Source organism: Alkaliphilus metalliredigens QYMF, from assembly GCF_000016985.1.
GTDB classification, from domain to species: Bacteria; Bacillota; Clostridia; order Peptostreptococcales; family Natronincolaceae; genus Alkaliphilus_A; species Alkaliphilus_A metalliredigens.
In genome coordinates this window covers 4,852,495-4,869,646 of the sequence record NC_009633.1, presented here as the reverse complement: position 1 = coordinate 4,869,646, position 17,152 = coordinate 4,852,495, and the positions used below count along the sequence as shown (strand labels likewise).

14 protein-coding genes and 2 pseudogenes are annotated in these 17,152 nt (G+C 36.9%); 11 read left to right on the top strand and 5 right to left on the bottom strand.

The features are described from left to right. Nucleotides 1-25 precede the first annotated feature (25 nt). From AMET_RS23685 to AMET_RS23645, 10 genes and pseudogenes are all read left to right on the top strand, one after another. On the top strand, nucleotides 26-1,405 hold the full coding sequence (locus AMET_RS23685; protein ID WP_242661359.1) for an efflux RND transporter periplasmic adaptor subunit: 1,380 nt from the start codon (nucleotides 26-28) through the stop codon (nucleotides 1,403-1,405). A 14-nt stretch (nucleotides 1,406-1,419) separates the two neighbouring features. Beyond that, entirely contained in the window at nucleotides 1,420-2,892 is a 1,473-nt protein-coding gene (locus tag AMET_RS23680) for an ABC transporter permease (protein ID WP_012065691.1), read from the top strand. Further along, entirely contained in the window at nucleotides 2,816-5,242 is a 2,427-nt protein-coding gene (locus AMET_RS23675) for an extracellular solute-binding protein (protein ID WP_041721257.1), read from the top strand. Before AMET_RS23680 ends, AMET_RS23675 begins: the two co-directional genes overlap by 77 nt. 127 nt (nucleotides 5,243-5,369) lie before the next feature. After that, the gene (locus AMET_RS23670; RefSeq protein WP_012065689.1) at nucleotides 5,370-6,482 is read left to right on the top strand and encodes an ABC transporter ATP-binding protein; all 1,113 of its coding nucleotides are present in this window, start codon (nucleotides 5,370-5,372) and stop codon (nucleotides 6,480-6,482) included. 296 nt (nucleotides 6,483-6,778) lie between these two features. Next, nucleotides 6,779-7,399 (top strand): hypothetical protein, encoded by a 621-nt coding sequence (locus AMET_RS23660; RefSeq protein ID WP_157047341.1) that lies wholly within the window; start codon nucleotides 6,779-6,781, stop codon nucleotides 7,397-7,399. Between the two features lie 122 nt (nucleotides 7,400-7,521). Then, nucleotides 7,522-7,881 (top strand): BlaI/MecI/CopY family transcriptional regulator, encoded by a 360-nt coding sequence (locus AMET_RS23655; protein WP_012065687.1) that lies wholly within the window; start codon nucleotides 7,522-7,524, stop codon nucleotides 7,879-7,881. Between the two features lie 10 nt (nucleotides 7,882-7,891). After that, the gene (locus AMET_RS23650) at nucleotides 7,892-9,184 is read left to right on the top strand and encodes a M56 family metallopeptidase (RefSeq protein WP_012065686.1); all 1,293 of its coding nucleotides are present in this window, start codon (nucleotides 7,892-7,894) and stop codon (nucleotides 9,182-9,184) included. Nucleotides 9,185-9,289: 105 nt separating this feature from the next. Continuing rightward, nucleotides 9,290-9,454 (top strand): annotated as a pseudogene (locus AMET_RS27465) (DUF1801 domain-containing protein); the annotation flags it as partial. Nucleotides 9,455-9,459: 5 nt separating this feature from the next. After that, the gene (locus AMET_RS27140) at nucleotides 9,460-9,660 is read left to right on the top strand and encodes an iron chaperone (RefSeq protein ID WP_330368647.1); all 201 of its coding nucleotides are present in this window, start codon (nucleotides 9,460-9,462) and stop codon (nucleotides 9,658-9,660) included. 72 nt (nucleotides 9,661-9,732) lie between these two features. Beyond that, nucleotides 9,733-9,933 carry a hypothetical protein gene (locus AMET_RS23645; protein ID WP_041721255.1) on the top strand — a complete coding sequence of 67 codons (201 nt, stop codon included), beginning with the start codon at nucleotides 9,733-9,735 and terminating at the stop codon, nucleotides 9,931-9,933. 229 nt (nucleotides 9,934-10,162) lie between these two features. On the opposite strand, the pseudogene AMET_RS25320 reads toward AMET_RS23645, so the two are convergent. From AMET_RS25320 to AMET_RS23620, 5 genes and pseudogenes are all read right to left on the bottom strand, one after another. After that, nucleotides 10,163-11,047 (bottom strand): annotated as a pseudogene (locus tag AMET_RS25320) (IS3 family transposase). A 286-nt stretch (nucleotides 11,048-11,333) separates the two neighbouring features. Beyond that, nucleotides 11,334-12,206 (bottom strand): hypothetical protein, encoded by an 873-nt coding sequence (locus AMET_RS23635; RefSeq protein WP_012065684.1) that lies wholly within the window; start codon nucleotides 12,204-12,206, stop codon nucleotides 11,334-11,336. A 47-nt stretch (nucleotides 12,207-12,253) separates the two neighbouring features. Continuing rightward, on the bottom strand, nucleotides 12,254-13,699 hold the full coding sequence (locus tag AMET_RS23630) for a sensor histidine kinase (RefSeq protein WP_012065683.1): 1,446 nt from the start codon (nucleotides 13,697-13,699) through the stop codon (nucleotides 12,254-12,256). Then, entirely contained in the window at nucleotides 13,696-14,352 is a 657-nt protein-coding gene (locus AMET_RS23625; protein WP_012065682.1) for a response regulator transcription factor, read from the bottom strand. Before AMET_RS23625 ends, AMET_RS23630 begins: the two co-directional genes overlap by 4 nt. A 207-nt stretch (nucleotides 14,353-14,559) precedes the next feature. Continuing rightward, nucleotides 14,560-15,501 (bottom strand): DMT family transporter, encoded by a 942-nt coding sequence (locus AMET_RS23620; RefSeq protein WP_012065681.1) that lies wholly within the window; start codon nucleotides 15,499-15,501, stop codon nucleotides 14,560-14,562. 116 nt (nucleotides 15,502-15,617) lie between these two features. On the opposite strand from AMET_RS23620, the gene pdxR reads away from it, so the two are divergent. Then, a complete protein-coding gene (gene pdxR, locus AMET_RS23615; protein ID WP_012065680.1) occupies nucleotides 15,618-17,021 on the top strand; it encodes a MocR-like pyridoxine biosynthesis transcription factor PdxR in 1,404 nt (467 codons plus the stop codon). Nucleotides 17,022-17,152: the final 131 nt, after the last annotated feature.

Here is a 17,152-nt window from a genome sequence, read left to right as displayed (position 1 = left end):
CTTTTAAGGCATAGAAATTAGATTAATGAAAATTAGAATTGGAGGTATGGCAAAGAATATGAAGGCATTAGATGCGGATGCAAATGCAAATATCGAGAAAAGAAAGATAATCGGAAAGGCGACGGTAATATTTCTTATGGTAATGCTTTTTTTAACCTTTTTTTCAAAAACCATAAATAACTTGACACTGCCAAAGGTAACATATGAAACGCCTACAAGTGGGGCACTTATGAAGGAAGTGACAGATACCGGGAATGTAGTGGCAAAAACAATCCGCGATTTGTATGTTCATACCAGTATGAGGGTGACGGGAGTTATGGTGGAGGTTGGGGACGAAGTTTATCAAGGGCAAACACTGTTAACATTGGACACAGCTGATATAGAAAATCAATTGAAGGATCAGCAGGATCAATATACCCAGAAAAAATTACATCTTGAAAAGCTCATACAAGCTGGCGAAAAGCTCAAAGAATCCAATTTGCCAGAGGATTTGATGAACCTAGACAAAGCAATTCAAACTGCCCAGCAGAATGTAGATAAGGCCCAGCGAAATTACGATAATAATAAAGTTCTTTATGATGAAGTAGGTGCTATATCTGCAAATGAACTGGCCGATGCAAAAATGAGTCTTGACAGTGCTAGGATGGACTATGAGTTAGCAAAAAACAATAGGGATAAAGCAATAAGAGAGAATAACAGAGATATTGAAAATAACAATAGAGATATTGAAAACAACAACCGAGATATCGAAATCACAAAGTTAGACATAGATATGGCAGAGAGAAGAATAGCTGAGTTAGCGAAGGAAATCAACATGGGTACGGTGACGGCTCCCAGTGATGGTATCGTTACAGAGTTGTATTATTCAGAGGGTATGACGGCAAATACTTCTCAACCACTATACAAAATTGCAGATATCCAAGGAGGATTTCAATTTATTGCCACTGTTAATATAAGTGCAGGGGAATATCTGGAAGTGGGTGATACAGCTGAAATATCAATAAATTCATTAAACAATAGGAATATACAAGGGAAAGTAAATCAAATTAGAGATAACCAGCAAGAAATTGGTGTGAAAAAGGATGTTATCATTGACATTGACTCTGATGAGTTGATTGGTGGAGAAATTGGAACAGCAAGTATAAGAAAAAATATTGGATCTTATAATGTGCTAGTGTCCAATTCAGCAGTAGGCCAAGATAGTGATGGAGATTTTGTATATGTACTTAAAGAGAGGGAGGGTCCACTTGGAAATGAATTTTATGTAGAAAAAGTATCTGTCAGCATCGGTGAATCCGATAATATAAAAACCGCAGTTTTGAGTGGCATAAGCTCTAGAGATCAGGTTGTTTCTAATAGTAATAAACCGTTATCCAACGGCTCGCGAGTCATGCTGGTCAATTAAGGAGTGAGATTATCATGAGAAAAAGAAAAGTTGCATGGATTCTAACCTTCTCAGGAATTTTATTGATGCTTTCATTGATTGTCCTTGGAAATGGGCTGGTTGTAGAATCTTCTCAGTTGAATGGAGACTATTCCATGGAAAAGGTGTTGGTGTCTGTTAAGAACCACATAGATCTTCAGGGTATCAATGCCTTTTCAATTGATGATATAAAAAGGCTGAAAAGGGAGCTTGCAACAGAAGAAATCAGCTATACTGTACAGTCAGGTAGTATCAATACATCGGTTTCCAACGACAGTTCCACTCTACCTGTCAGACTAACGGGTGTAGATCACATGTACCCTCTGTTTTATGGCTTAATGATTGAAGAGGGAAGCTTTATTACACGGCAACAGGAAGAAGAAGGGGCAATGGTTGCAGTAATCGATGAGGAGTTGGCCTGGAAATTATTTAAAACAGTAAACGCCACAGGAAAAAATATTGATATCTTTGGTAACGTCTTTAGGATCATTGGGGTTGTGAAAAAGGATGATACCCTTATTGAAAAAGTAACGGATGAAGGCTTGCCGAAGGTATATATACCAAGTGAAGTCATATTAGATATAGATAGTACGTCTCGGATTACGGCTCTCCAGATAAAGACTGACAATGCTGGAAGGTTGGATGAGAATGTCACCAATGTATCAACTGCCCTAAGGCAAATAGGGCAAAACCCTTCAAATTATAATATCATTGACTTTAATTTGAGGTATGAATTAATGGAACAATTGTTACTTCTCTTCGTATTTATTATTGGAATGATATCAATTTTTATATTGATGGTGCATGCTAAGAACTTAATCATAAAGTTATATTCATTGATAAGAGATGGGTGTAAGACGGATTATTTGACAAATGTGATTAAGTACCATCGAAGGATAATCGCAACCTGCTTCTTTGAAATGACAGGGGTATCATTAGGAATTATATTGTTTTGGCTAGGAATTAGATTCAGCCCCTATATTCCATCTCATTATATTCCTGATGAGTTAATCAATATTTCCTATTATTTGGATTTGATTAAAAGCGTCATTCAAGGTGGTATACAAGATATGGGTTATGTCCCACCCCAATCCGAGTTGATTCTTAATGCTACTAATATAATGGTGAGCCTGCTTTTTTGGATTTCTATTGTGTTGGGCTCCCTACTTTTATATACCGGCTTCCGAGAGATTAAAACATTAAATGTGGATTCAAATAGACTTACATTAATATTTGCTTTGTTCTTTCTTCTTTCTCTGGGTATGCTAGCTGTGGTAGCTTTTATGATAAAACTGCCCTTTATACTGGATGTGAAAAGTATTCTAGTGGCCTGGGCTTTTATATTTTTAAATATTTTGCAAATTACAAATCGAAAGGAAAGTGATGTAAAAAATGTTGAAAAAAATAATGTGTCTATTAATGGTAGTGATGATTACAGTGAGCCTTGCAGCTTGCGGGATGGGGAATAGCAACGTTTCTCAACAACAAAGTGTGGATACATATTCAGAAATGGAAATAGGAATTCATTCAGACCTTATGTGGCCAGGGGGGGGCCGAGTTAATTCTCAAAACCAACTGGTGATTTTTGACAGGGGCTATGGAACAAATTCTGGATTTGTAACCTTAGATCAGGAAGGTAACCCAGTAGGTGATTCAATCAGCTTTTTGGGAAATGTCAGAGCATTTACCCTTGATGAAGAGGACAACATTTATGCGGTGACAGCAGAAACCCAAGGTGACAATACTTCACAAAAACTTACAGTAATCAGTCCCCAAGGAGATACCCTAAAGACTGTTGACCTTGGGACCGTTTCAAATACCGGAAGTAGCGGAAGTGTCAGAATGCAAAGTATGGGTTTTTCTGATATCGCAGTAGATGGTAATGGGAATATTTACATATCAGATCCTTCAAAGAGTATTCAAGTCCTTGACAAGGAGGGACAGCCGGTAAAAACCTTGGGATCCGAAGGATACGAAAGTATTGATATCGATTCCGAGGGTAATATTATTGCAGCAAGCCTCATCATGGGGAAGAGAAGTATTGAAAAATTAGATGCTTCAACGGGCAATCCCATTTGGTCCATTGATTTATCAGGTCAGAATTCAAGTGGAATCTCTATGATGGGAGTCAATAGAATTAGGTTTTCAAAAGAGGATGAAAGTATATACTATCTAACTAGCCAAGACATTACCAAATATGATTCCTCGGGAAACCTCATGGGGACTGCTATAGATTTCAAATCCTACACCATTATGGCCAGCGGATATAATATTTCTGATATGAGTATTGATGGCGAGGGCAATATCTATGTGTCCACTACATCGGTACCTGCAGACCCAGGGAGAATCAACATGGGATCTGGAGGAAATACTCCAAATACCCAAGATACCCCAGATAGTAATTCTTCTGACCAACCTGTGATGAAAGGTGGGGCTAGTGAAGCAACCGTTGATTCTGCAGACTTTATAAAATATGAATTGTATAAGTACTCAATACAGAGTGGAGACAGCATCGTACAAACTCAAGAAGTCATTACGATTTCAGTTCCTGGATCCAATAGAGCACTTGAAGTAGCAGCAGGCCAATTCCAGCGGGAGAACCCTGGGTACAGGATTGATATACAGACATATCCAAGTGATGACTATGAAACCTATATAACAAATCTGAATACCCAAATACTTTCGGGAAAGGGACCTGATATTATATCCGTGGCTGGGCTGCAATATGAGAACTATATTTCTAGAAACATACTGGTAGATTTAAGCGAGATGATGGCTAGTGACAATAGCTTCGACATGAACAAATACCACACTAACATTTTTGATGCTTTGAAATCCAATGGAAGCCTGTATGTACTGCCCATCGAATTTACATTCAATGTTTTAATGGCCAATCAAGGAATCCTTAATCAGGAATCAATCATAATTGATGATAGTGAATGGACTTGGAATGATTTTAAATCAATTGCTGAGAAAGTGACTCAAAAAAGTGACAGTAATGGAAGTCGAGCAGCGCTACCTTCTGTAAGCTCTATGGAACTGTTGAATCTATTTACCGGAGACAGCTACAGCAATTACATTGATGTTGATAGGAAGAATGCCAACTTCACTTCACCAAACTTTGTTGACTTGTTGAATACTATCAAGGCCTTTGATGACGGAAGTCTTACCGATAGCAGCGTTAAAAACCATATGATTTCGATCCTAGAAGCAGCAGGCAGGGAGTCCATCGTCTTTTATCCTTATAGTATTAGCGGTTATAATATGTATGGATTTATGAAAGCTGCATTTAAAGAACAATTAAGTCTTTATAATATGCCCTCTGGAGGTGGTCCTAGTGGAGGAACATTTTCATCTAATTCAATGTATGCAATCAACAGAAATTCCGAATATGTATCGGAAAGCTGGGAATTCTTAAAAACGCTTTTATCTGATGAGATCCAATCCCAGGAGATGCAAGGAGGGGCAATGCAGGGAGGAGCAGGACAATCGCAACAGGCAATGGGAGGCTTTTCGGTCAACAAAGCTGCACAGCAACAGAAAGCCCAACAGGCTGTAGCGTTGTCTCAAAGTGGAAATGCAAAAATGATGCTAAGAAGCGGAGACAGTAGTATTACAGTAAGCCAAGCGTTGATGTCCCAAACGGATATCGATTATATAAATGAATTTATTTCGGGATTAAGAACATATGCCAATGTAGATACAAACATTAGTCGTATTGTACAGGATGAGACGAGATCATTTTTCTCTGGAGACAAATCTGTAGAAGAGACAACAAGACTGATGCAGGACAGGGTAAATACCTATCTTGGAGAGTAAGGAAGAGGGTAGTATAGTGGGTGGAAAATGAAAATGTATCAGGGGTTTAAGCCCCTGATATATTTTCTAATAATCAGTAAACTGAATAAAATGGGTGATTAATTGAAGTAAGAGGAGGATGATGATTATGGCCAGTGTAAATTTAAAACATGTGATAAAAAAATTTGAAGGTAATGTTGTTGCAGTTGCGGATTTCAATCTGGATATTGAAGATAAGGAATTTATCATTTTTGTTGGTCCTTCCGGCTGCGGAAAGACTACTACACTTAGGATGATTGCAGGGTTAGAAGAAATAACCCAAGGAGAAATATCGATAGACGGTAGGCTGGTGAACGACGTACAATCTAAAGACAGGGATATTGCTATGGTTTTCCAGAACTATGCGCTGTATCCCCATATGACTGTTTTTGAAAACATGGCGTACAGCTTGAAGTTAAGAAAAACCCCAAAAGATGAAATCAAAGCAAGTGTATATGAAGCTGCTAAAATACTTGACATAGAGCAATTTCTTGACAGAAAACCAAAGGCGCTATCTGGAGGTCAGAGGCAAAGGGTGGCACTGGGTCGTGCAATTGTACGCAGACCAAAGGTATTCCTCATGGATGAACCGATGTCAAACCTGGACGCGAAATTGAGGGGCCAGATGAGGACTGAAATCAGCAAGCTTCACAGAGAGCTACAAACAACCTTCATATATGTTACTCATGATCAGACAGAAGCCATGACAATGGGGACACGGATTGTTGTGATGAAGGACGGGTATATCCAACAAGTTAATACGCCACAAACTGTTTACGAAAAGCCTGATAATTTGTTTGTGGCCGGATTTATAGGAAGTCCTCAGATGAACTTCATGGAAGTCCTGGTAGAGAAATTCGGAGAGGAAGTACATCTGAAATTTGGCAGAAATAGCATAAAGTTGCCCTATGAAAAGGCAAGGAAGCTAGAGGAACTGGATTATATAGGCAAGGAAGTAATCATGGGAGTCAGGCCTGAAAATGTATTTGATGAGCAGAGATACCTTGATTCACTTGCAGATTGTGTTGTAGAAGCAGAGGTAGAAGTTGTTGAAATGCTTGGTTCTGAAATTCATTTGCATGTAAAAATTGAAGATACCGGCTTTATTGCAAGAGTTAATCCTAAAAAACAGATAAAAGTAGGGGATACCATAAGACTCGCATTAGATCCCAGTAAAGTCCATATTTTTGACAGAGAAACGGAAAAAACAATTACGAACTAAATGTTCATTTAGCATGACTAAATAATAAAATGAGTTTGTAATTAACAGGTGTTTCCATCGTTGAGTGCAATTAGAAAGGAATGATCTCTTATGTTACGTATTTTCGGTATGTTTAAGGACACAAAAACGGAAATGGATATTCCTAAAAATACTCTGTCGAAACCGCGTATCGTGGTTTTCTTCCATATATTTTTTCGCAAGTTCTGGCACCTTGTTAAGTTGAACATGCTGTTCTTTGTATTTAACCTGCCAGCAGTTGTTGTCATGCCCTTTGTGGCACAGTTTTTTTACCAACGTTGAATAAAAACGGAGGCCCAATGGGAAATAGTGTTTATGAGTTGGTATTTTATTTTGCCATGGGTGCTATTTTAGTATGCATACCAGTTGTGACAATAGGTCCAGCGCAGGCTGGATTCACTTATGTACTGAAAAAATTCGCTGGTGAAGAGCATGCATTTTTATGGGGGGATTTTAAGGAGCATGCTTTGAGCAATGCGAGACAAAGCATTTTTATATGTCTGATTGACCTGGTTGTTGTGTTGGTCATTGGAATTGCTATCAACTTCTATTTTGGAATAAGTACAGAAAGCATATTTTTCACCGCAATTACTTTTTTGATCATATTACTATTTCTCTTCTTTTTAATGATGCATATGTATATGTACCCAATGCTGATTACATTCAGACTTTCGATCAAACAGATCTATCAGAATGCTTTTATATTTTCTATAATCAGATTCTTTCCAAATCTGGGAGTACTGACTTTATGCTTTATATTGAGCGCCTTACCGCTGTTACTATTCCCGACAGTTGGAATGTTATTGTTTTTCTTTATAACAATGAGTACCATAGGATTGATTACCAATTTTTACATATCCCCCATACTAAAAAAATACATGATGGATGATGTGAGCTAAAGGGAAAGCATCGGAGACGCTTTTGTCATTAACGATTGAAATAGTAATTGACATGTTATTACTGCTGCGATAGTATTGACTTGTATTCAACTATTGAAATAGTCAAGTAAGGAGAGATGAATATGAAAATTAAATTATTCGATTCCGAACTAAAGGTGATGGAAGTGCTATGGAGAGAAGGTAATTTGACGGCAGGTCAGCTTGCCCTTATTTTAAAAGAAGAAACAGGTTGGAATAGAAATACCACCTATACTGTCATCAAAAAATGTATTGACAAAGATGCCATTGAAAGATTGGAACCTAATTTTATATGCAGGGCGCTGCTCTCCAAGGAAGAGATCCAGGAGCAGGAAACAGAAGAACTGATTAACAAAATGTTTGATGGATCTACAGAAATGTTCTTTGCGACATTTGTTAATGAAAAAAACCTAACGAAAGAGCAAATTGACAAATTAAAAAAAATTGTTGATAAGTTGAAGTGAGGTGAATACAATGAATCTGTTGCAAATGAGTGTCTCAGCCGGCATTCTTATTCTGATGGTTGTTGTTATAAGAGGACTTGCCATTAACAGGCTACCTAAAACAACCTTTATTGTACTTTGGGGAATTGCTTTATCTAGATTGATCATTCCTTTTTCCATTCCTTCAAAATTTGGTCTGTATAACGTGATTAATCGCTTAAAGGAAAAATTTGCACTAGAAGTCGGAGGGACAAATAGCAACGATGCAAGAGTGTTTATCTATGGAAATACAGAATATGTGGAGGCAGTGAATAAACCTTGGTACATAGAACCCATGATGATACTTTGGATTGCGGGTATCGCTTTGCTTGCTCTATTTTTTGTCGTATCCTTTTATAGAAGCTATAGAGAAATTAGAACAGCGTTGCCAATTAAAGGGAATAATTTGATTGACAAATGGTTGAGTGAGCAAAAGACAAATCGACTCATTAGAATTCTAGTATCCGATAAAGTGACAACACCCCTCACCTATGGCATACTAAAGCCTAAAATTATACTTCCAAAGTCTATGGATTACAGCAACGAACTGGAAGTCAGATATATTCTTGCTCATGAATGTATACATATTAAGCGATTTGATGCTCTATGGAAGCTTTTACTGATCATTGCACTATGCTTACATTGGTTCAACCCTATGGTATGGGTATTGTATGTGTTAATGAATAGAGATTTGGAGATTGCCTGCGATGAGGAGGTAATCAAACTATTCGGTGAGAGCACAAAATCTCATTATGCGTTATCCTTAATTGAAATGGCGGAAGGTAGAACTAAATGTACCCCTTTATATAGCAGTTTCAGCAAAAATGCCACTGAAGAAAGAATCGTGTCTATTATGAAATTTAAGAAAACATCAGTACTTAGTCTGATGCTAACATTTATACTTGTGGCAGGAGCAACATTAGTGTTTGGTGAAAGTACTGAAACCAAAGCGCCTCACTTATATAGAGTAATTCAAACAGATAATGGTAGGTTCAGATTCGAGCTTAATGAAGAGGGAATGGTTACTTTAAAAGATGTTGATGATAGAGTAATTAGCAGGACGCCTATAGGTGGTGATGGTGAGGATATCCTTATTTACAGCAGTGGAGAGAATCCTAAAATATTGAAACTAAATATTCCTAAACATATTCAAGGAAAACGTGTTTTAATCTATAACCCAGAGATACTGTCAGGAACGGAGGGGGCAGATGTTGAAAATAGAATAAATATAAATGCTACGAATATGCTATCTGACTTATACCCAATCAGATATAACTTTAAATAGCAGATCAGATTGGTGACGGTTAAAGCTAAGATAGGAAAGTTCACCGATACAGAAGCTGCAACTGCTATTAGAAACCTATTAAAAGCAGTAGGATTAATAGAGTAAATATTATTATATAATTTTTTCTATAAACCGATTGATGACTATATTTCTAAATTTCCAGAAGAGGTTCAGGAAATATTTAAAACGTTAAGGAATGTTATAAAAGGGGCAGCACCAGATGCTAAGGAAAAGATAAGTTATCAAATGCCTACATTTGTGCTATATAAAAAATTGTGCATTTTGCTGCTTTTAAAAACCGTATTGGATTTTATCCAGCACCTAGTGGAATTGAGGCATTCAAGCATGAATTATCAGAGTATACAGGAGGAAAAGGAGCAGTTCAATTCCCTATAGAAAAGCCACTGCCATATAAATTAGTAATTGAGATAGTTAAATTTAGAGTTGCTGAGAATATAAAACTAACCGTCTCCTAACTTTTGTTTTGGTATACTAGGTACATAGGTTGCAACCTTACAAAAATAAAACAAATAACAGAAGGCTTTATCATGTATATAACAAGAAAAATTAAAATAATGGGTATTTCAGCACTAGCAGTTACAATGATTGTATCAATGTCTATGGCAGCATTTGCATCTTCTACATCTTCGAAGTTTGAATCGGCTACAAAGTTAGAAACAGTTAAGACAGAAAATCTTGACAATGTTGATATGAGCAAAACTGAACCTGCTAAGGTAGTTACAAATTAATCAAAATAGTTTTGGGGCAGCGCTATAATTACTGCTGCGTCATTTTTTATACTAAGCAGAGGAGCGTATAACGAGATGAAATTGCTTTTAGCTGAGGATGAATATGATTTAGTTATTCTAGATCTAATCTGCCCGTAGTGATATAGAAGACAGAGTAATAGGTTTAGATATGGGAGCCAATGATTATCTAATCAGTAAGCGCTTAATAACAAGGTTGGACTGTCAACACTTATTTACTTATTTGGACAGTTTTTTTAAGGGTATTACTTTTATACTGAGTTAGTGATAAATATCCTAGTGATGAATGGAATCTATGGTTATTAAACCAGTTAACATAGTCATCTAGTTGAAATTTCAAGCCATCTAATGTATCCAATAATTTATCGGTTAAATAAATCAATAAGAATACAGATATAGTTCCAACTCATACCTACCCTTACATAGGTCAAATAGCTTACTACGACATTTAAATGAAGCTGTTCATCAAAGTTGAGATCTGCTAAATTAGCTACTTTAGATTAATTAGTTTTGTCAGTAGTTGGTTTAAATTGAGCAATGGTGTAATTATATATAAGTCCCTCTTGTTTCATAATCCTGCCAATACGGCGGCGTGAAACTTGATATCCTCTTTTTAGGAGTTCTCTATTAATTTTACGAGTGCCATAATTATTGCGACTAGATTTAAATATATCAGTAATATGTTTGGTTAATAGGCTCTCATCAGAATTTTGTGTAGCTTCATAATAATACGTACTTCTTGAGATTTGTAAGACTTTGCACATTGCTGACATTGGGTATTTGTGTACATTATTTTTTATCACATTTACCTTTGTCCTAAGATCAATGCTGCTTGCTTTAGAATGTCATTCTCCATTTGCAGTTGTTTTAACTCTTTCTTGAGTTTAATGATTTCTTGTTCTTGGGTGCTCCGATTATCCTTCTTTTCAAAAGAACCTGTTGTTTCCGCTTGTTTAATCCATTTATCAAGAACGAATGCAGCAACATCATATTCTTTGATAATGTCACATTTTCTTTTTCTATTATGGTAAAGTTGAACCATCTGACTTTTAAATTCTGGTGTAAACACACGCCTAGGCTTTCTTGAAGGGGGCATTTCGTTTACCAATATTAATAATAATAAAGATACGAAACCGCAGTTACAGCGATACGCTGAACCTTACCATAAGTGACGGTGATTTTCTCTAGACCTTAGTGTTTTCAGCATAGATCGTCCCAGTGGGCTTTGGCTGAATGGATTACTAGTGGATGGTATAATGAATATTTTGAGGGGTGAGAAAGACGAGCTCATTTAGCTAGTAAAGCTGGTGAGTGAAACGATATGTAAGTATAGGACGGCCTGTTTGATAAGTTTATATCAAATAAGCCGTCCTATTGATATATTAGCCTACTGCTTTATCTGTCAGTGGTTTGGGATCGAAACTTCCATCGTAACCATCTGGGAAGTATATGATGACTGCTACTTCCTTGTTTTCACCGATTAAGCGAACTGCGTATGCGGAGCCGTCAGATAGCTCGGATACTACGGTGACGCCAGTTTGTGGGTCTGAGAATACCACTTTACTGCTGCTTATTGTAACATTTTCTGGGATTAATTTTAAAATTTCCTGTACAGCTTTATTTTTCCATTCAGGGCTTTCTAGATCCTTATTATTATCGTCCCTAGAATTGAGGTTGTAAAAACCTACATGAATTATTGTACCGCTCACAGAATCTACGGAGACATGATAACTCTTTGAACTCTCGGCTTCATTAGGAGAGAGGAATGTTATTCCCCAAATATCTGAGTTTGGAACAGGACTTCTTGAAAAACTTGCTTCAGCGGTGTAACCTGTTAAATCTACTCCATAGGCCTTTTCAAGTACGGCTACAGCATAGGAGGCAGCCTGTTCTGCTGAAATATCTTTTTCTCCTGGAATCATATTCGCTATAGTAGCATTGTATTTTTCCTCGATCTGCTCAGGTGTAATATCTTTTATATAGCTTAATTTGTCTTTGATTGCATTTTCGTGGGCACCATCATGGACTCTCTTAGATAGGTCAACAACGGAGTATTCCACCGTATCTTCAGTTTCGGCAGTTTGATTTTTACTATATGCCGTATTATTGTTTGTATCGAGAACTACATAAGCCGATGCACTTTCAGGTATATTACGGTTAAGAGCAGAAACCATCAAGGAGTTGCTTCCCACTATCAGAGTAGCAGCTGCAATAAATACCCATGTCTTTTTAACGATTGTTTTAAATTTTGCCATTTTTATAATCTCCTTTTTAATAAATGTAATGTAGTACTACAAATACATCATACATCCTTATAGGTTACGGAGTTTTCAGAAGGTTGTAAAGGAGTTGTAAAAAGAATTTGAACGCTGGTGCCTTTTCCTAAACAAGAATAGATCTTTAACTGGGCGCCATGCAGATGGGCAATCTCCCTGCAAAGGGACAAACCCAAACCTATCCCACCTGAACTTCGTGAACGAGCTGTGTCCACCCGATAAAAGGGTTCACATACCAAAGCAGTTTGTTCCTCATCCATACCACACCCAAAGTCCTTTACTTCAAGTATTGGTACAATATCCAAATAAGCAGACAGGTGTATGGAAGAATTCTCGGTAGATGCTTTCACTGCATTGTCTACAAGGTTTACCAATAGTGATTGAAGAAGGATAAAATCTCCCGATAATTCATTTAATGAGGAATGAATATCAAGCTTGATAGATTTTTCTTTTAACTTCGGGGCTAATACTAATCTTATCTGATGAAGCAGCTCAGAAGGTATTATTCTGTGAACATCCAGTTTACTATTTTTTATGAGAGCTAAATCCAGTAGTTTAAATGCTAAGTTTTGCATTCTATCAGTTTCACTAATAATATAACCAGTTGCTTTTATGCGATTCTGCTCACTTGCATTAGCGTTTTGTAAATATTCACCGTAGCCACGAATGGCTGTAAGGGGTGTCCTCAGCTCGTGGGCTAGATTGTCCACGAGACGCTGTTTATCTTGAGCATTTTTGTCAAGCTCAGTAATCTTTTCTTGTATGCTGGAAGCCATCTGATTGAAGTTTTCTGCTAAGTCATGGAACTCATCTTTGCCTGGGATACTGATTCGGTCGTCATATACGCCGCTAGATATTTTACGAGTAGCTGTTTGCATAATTCTTATAGGCTGAGTAAGCTTTCTTAAAAACAGTAGCAATACCAATGTCAACACGATCTCAACTGAGGCACTGACCGTAATGAGATAACGAATAAGTTGTGAGTGGGTATCATATAGTTCAGATAGATCCCGAACATAGGCAAGGGCATAATCTTGGTGTTGCCCATGGACTCTCCCAGAGATATATAAGTATCTTTTTTCGTTGATTGATAGAACTTGTAATTCAACAGCATTCCAATCTAATTCTTCATTACCTGTGCTGTATGGGACAGAAAAAGGGATATTTGTGAAAAGAAGATCATTGGAGTGTTTCAGTTCTAAGAATACATCTTGCTTTCTATAGTAGTTAGCATAGGACCGCATCACACTTTCCATAGAGGCGGGCGGTATCTCAGCTTCTTCACGATAGTAATTACTGTTAATTGCTTCAAGAATACCATTCCTGATGAAGTGATATTCACCCAGTGCTCGATTCTTATCCCGCTGCATATTAAGGGAAAAACTATGTTTAGAAGTCAGGTATGAGCTAATGTTGATGGATACAATGAAAATGATTAGAATGCCAATAAATGCTTTTTGCCAAAACTTCACTGATCCACCTCCAATCGATACCCCATCTTATATACAGTTTTTATTTTGTTTTCCCAATTTAATTTTTTACGCAGTTTCTGAATGTGTACATCTACTGTTCTGGTCTCTCCGAAGTAGTCGTACTCCCAGGCCAATTTCAGCAGTTTTTCACGAGATAGTGCGATGTTTCTATTTTTAATGAGTATTTCCAGTAATTCATATTCACGAAGGGTAAGTTCAATTTCATCTCCGTTCACCGTAACGACTCTGCTTTCTAGGTTTACAACGGTACTATCAAGAGAAAAAATATTTAAAGATCGCTGGGTACGGCGGAGTACAGCTTCGATACGGGCCAGCAGTTCAATGGTTTCAAAGGGCTTTACAATATAATCGTCTGCACCTAGTTTAAGTCCTTTGACTCGATCAGATAGATTACCCATGGCAGTGAGGAAAATTACAGGTATGTTCTCAGGAACATATTCCATCAGGGAAAAACCATCTAGCTCTGGAAGCATGATGTCTAGGATAATCAGTGAATAAGTATTCTGTTTTATGAATTCAAGCGCCTCATTGCCTTCATAGACCTGTGTGCTGGTATGGCCTACCAGCTCGAGATTCATAGCAATAAGGTCGTTTATGGATTGTTCATCCTCGACGATGAGAATGTGTGCCATAAAACCACCTCCGTTCTTATTTTAGCACATATGGTAATTAACTAATGTAATAGAGTTGTAAATTCGATTTAATGAGTATTGGGTTTTATGATATCCTGTTTATGATAGGATGGGAACAGATTATTTAAATACCTTATATGAAGAGGGTTTTAGCGTAAAGCAAGCAAGGATTGTCCCGACTTGCCTTTACGAAAATCATTGATTTATTTATTTATCCTTGTGTGTTTCTGGATGAGATGCGATTTGGATATCTTTAACAGTAGATTGCTTAGATAGTAATATAATAGAAGAAACAATGAAGAGAAGGCCCACAATATGTTTAAGATAAATAGGTTCACCTAGTATAAAATAAGAGAGAAGAAATACACTTATAGGAAAAATACCATAATAGGCACCTGCTGTACTGCCGGATACCTTTGATATTCCAGCAAACCATAGAGAAAAGGAAAGTACCGTTACAAAAGCACCATAATAAAGTATTGCAAAGTAGTGTTTATAGGTTAAACTAGATAAGTTGAAATGATACTGCTCATATAAAGCAAGGGGCAAAGCGAGCATAAAGCCATAGAAAGAAACCATAAAGGTACTCACAAGAGGCGACGGCACAGGTGAAAGCTTTTTCCGTAAAAATGTAAATAAAGACTCTCCTAGCACAGCAAAAAAAACGAGAAGATTACCAAATAGACGATAGGAAAGAGCAATATCAGTACTAGAAGTAGTGAAATTAAAAACTATAATTCCAAGAATACTAAAAAATATCCCCCAAATGGTATTTGAGCGAATCTTTTCTTTCAAAAAAATCCAAGATAAAAGGGCAATCACAGCTGGAATGGTACTAAGAATAGCACCACTTTCCCTAGCACTAGTAAAACGAAGACCATATAATAGAAATACACGATATAAGAAAGTACCCATCAAGGCCTGGAAAAACAAAACTACTAGGTTTTTTTTAGAAAGCTGTACTACACTAGAGCCCTCTTTCCTACATAAAAGAATCATTCCTGAAAAAATCAGGGCGATAGCTAAGCTATATATCTGAAATAAGAAAATGGGCATATCTATTACCACGATTTTTCCAACCACTACTGCACTTCCTGATATGAACATACCTAAAGTCATTTCTACATATGCTCGATAAGATTGTTTCATCAAACCACTCCTTCTAAATTAAGTTTCATTTTATGGTATTATAATAGCATGAGAGAAGTGGTTAGATGTAGATCCGCTTTTAATTAAATTTAATAGAGCCACTTGGAGGGGTGAAAATGATTTGGATTACAATAAATAAAAAAAGTGATATGTCTATCATTCAACAAATGTATAGTCAGATTCGAGATATGATATTATCTGGCAAATTAAAAGAGGAGAATAAGCTCCCCTCCACAAGAGCCCTAGCACAAGAACTGAATGTTTCTAGAAATGTGGTGATAGAAGCTTATGATCAATTAATGAGCGAAGGCTATATACAGAGCCATGAAGGCTCGGGGACCTATATAACCGAAGGACTTCAAATAGATACGATAAAAGAAAGTCCATCAACACCAAAACAGACCCTATCAAAAAATCAGGAACCATCAATAAAAATAAATTTTCGTTCCGGCATACCTGCCCTAGACTGCTTTCCTCATAATAAGTGGGGGCAAATTTATAAAAGCATTTGCGCAGAAATAGAACCAAGCGATTTAGGGTATTCAGAAACCATGGGACATCTAAAATTAAGAAAAACATTGGTAGATTATTTACAGCAAATGAGAAATGTTAAATGTAATGAAAATCAGGTTATTATTACTAATGGTGCTGTGCAAGCCCTCGGGATTATTGCCCAAGTACTATTAAAAGAAGAGGATTGCTTCATCAGTGAGGACCCTACTAATATAGAGATTAGAAAATCCTTTGAAAGAAGAGGAGCTAGGGGTATATCAATTTCCGTAGATGAACAGGGACTCAATACAGGATTACTTCCCCAGGAGCTACATCCTAAACTAATCCTAGTAACTCCTTCCCATCAATTTCCACTGGGTGGAGTGATGCCTATTGCAAGACGGCTAGAGCTTATCCAGTATGCAAAGCAAAAAAACTGTTACATCGTTGAAGACGACTATGACAGTGAATATCGATATGAAGGCTACCCAATTCCCTCCATTCAAGGCTTGGCACCAGAAAATGTCATCTATGTTGGGACCTTTAGTAAAATATTATCTCCTGCCCTAAGGATAGGTTATTTAATTCTTCCAGAAAAACTGGTTGATAATTGCAGGAAAGAGAAATACATCTCCGATCTACATACAGAAACCCTGACTCAACTGGCATTGGAAAGGTTTATAGAGGAAGGACAATTACTCAAGCATATTAGAAAAATGAAAAAGGTTTATAAAAGAAGGCAAAACCAGCTAATTCATGAGCTAAAAATTAACTTCCCTGATATAAAAATAATGGGAGAATCCACAGGTATGCATTTAGTCGCTCAATGGAAAGACATAATCTTTACAAAAGAGCACTTAGACAAACTAAAAAGTAAAGGTCTAAATATCCACTGTGTTAGGGAATATGCAGTTCGCAGAGATGAGCATTTAAATCAATTAATCTTTGGTTATGGAAATGTAGATGAAAAGATGATAACGGAAGGAATTAGGATATTGAAAAAAGTTATGCAATCAAAGAACCACTGAAATCTACAAGGTTTATTCTAGTCTAAGGATATTAGAACCTAAAGCTCCTTTCTGGTAAACAAAACCAGAGGGGAGCTTTTTAATTTTGCCATTAAATCGTATAATAGAATTGACAGAATAAATATCATAGT

Bases quoted from the DNA above. Each gene is read 5' to 3' on its own strand.
- AMET_RS23645 (WP_041721255.1), top strand. From the start codon at position 9,733: ATGTATATAACAAGAAAAATTAAAATAATGGGTATTTCAGCACTAGCA.
- AMET_RS23670 (WP_012065689.1), top strand. From the start codon at position 5,370: ATGGCCAGTGTAAATTTAAAACATGTGATAAAAAAATTTGAAGGTAAT.
- AMET_RS23680 (WP_012065691.1), top strand. From the start codon at position 1,420: ATGAGAAAAAGAAAAGTTGCATGGATTCTAACCTTCTCAGGAATTTTA.
- AMET_RS23635 (WP_012065684.1), bottom strand. From the start codon at position 12,206: ATGGCAAAATTTAAAACAATCGTTAAAAAGACATGGGTATTTATTGCA.
- pdxR (WP_012065680.1), top strand. From the start codon at position 15,618: ATGATTTGGATTACAATAAATAAAAAAAGTGATATGTCTATCATTCAA.
- AMET_RS23650 (WP_012065686.1), top strand. From the start codon at position 7,892: ATGAATCTGTTGCAAATGAGTGTCTCAGCCGGCATTCTTATTCTGATG.
- AMET_RS23625 (WP_012065682.1), bottom strand. From the start codon at position 14,352: ATGGCACACATTCTCATCGTCGAGGATGAACAATCCATAAACGACCTT.
- AMET_RS23620 (WP_012065681.1), bottom strand. From the start codon at position 15,501: ATGAAACAATCTTATCGAGCATATGTAGAAATGACTTTAGGTATGTTC.
- AMET_RS23685 (WP_242661359.1), top strand. From the start codon at position 26: ATGAAAATTAGAATTGGAGGTATGGCAAAGAATATGAAGGCATTAGAT.
- AMET_RS23655 (WP_012065687.1), top strand. From the start codon at position 7,522: ATGAAAATTAAATTATTCGATTCCGAACTAAAGGTGATGGAAGTGCTA.
- AMET_RS23675 (WP_041721257.1), top strand. From the start codon at position 2,816: ATGTTGAAAAAAATAATGTGTCTATTAATGGTAGTGATGATTACAGTG.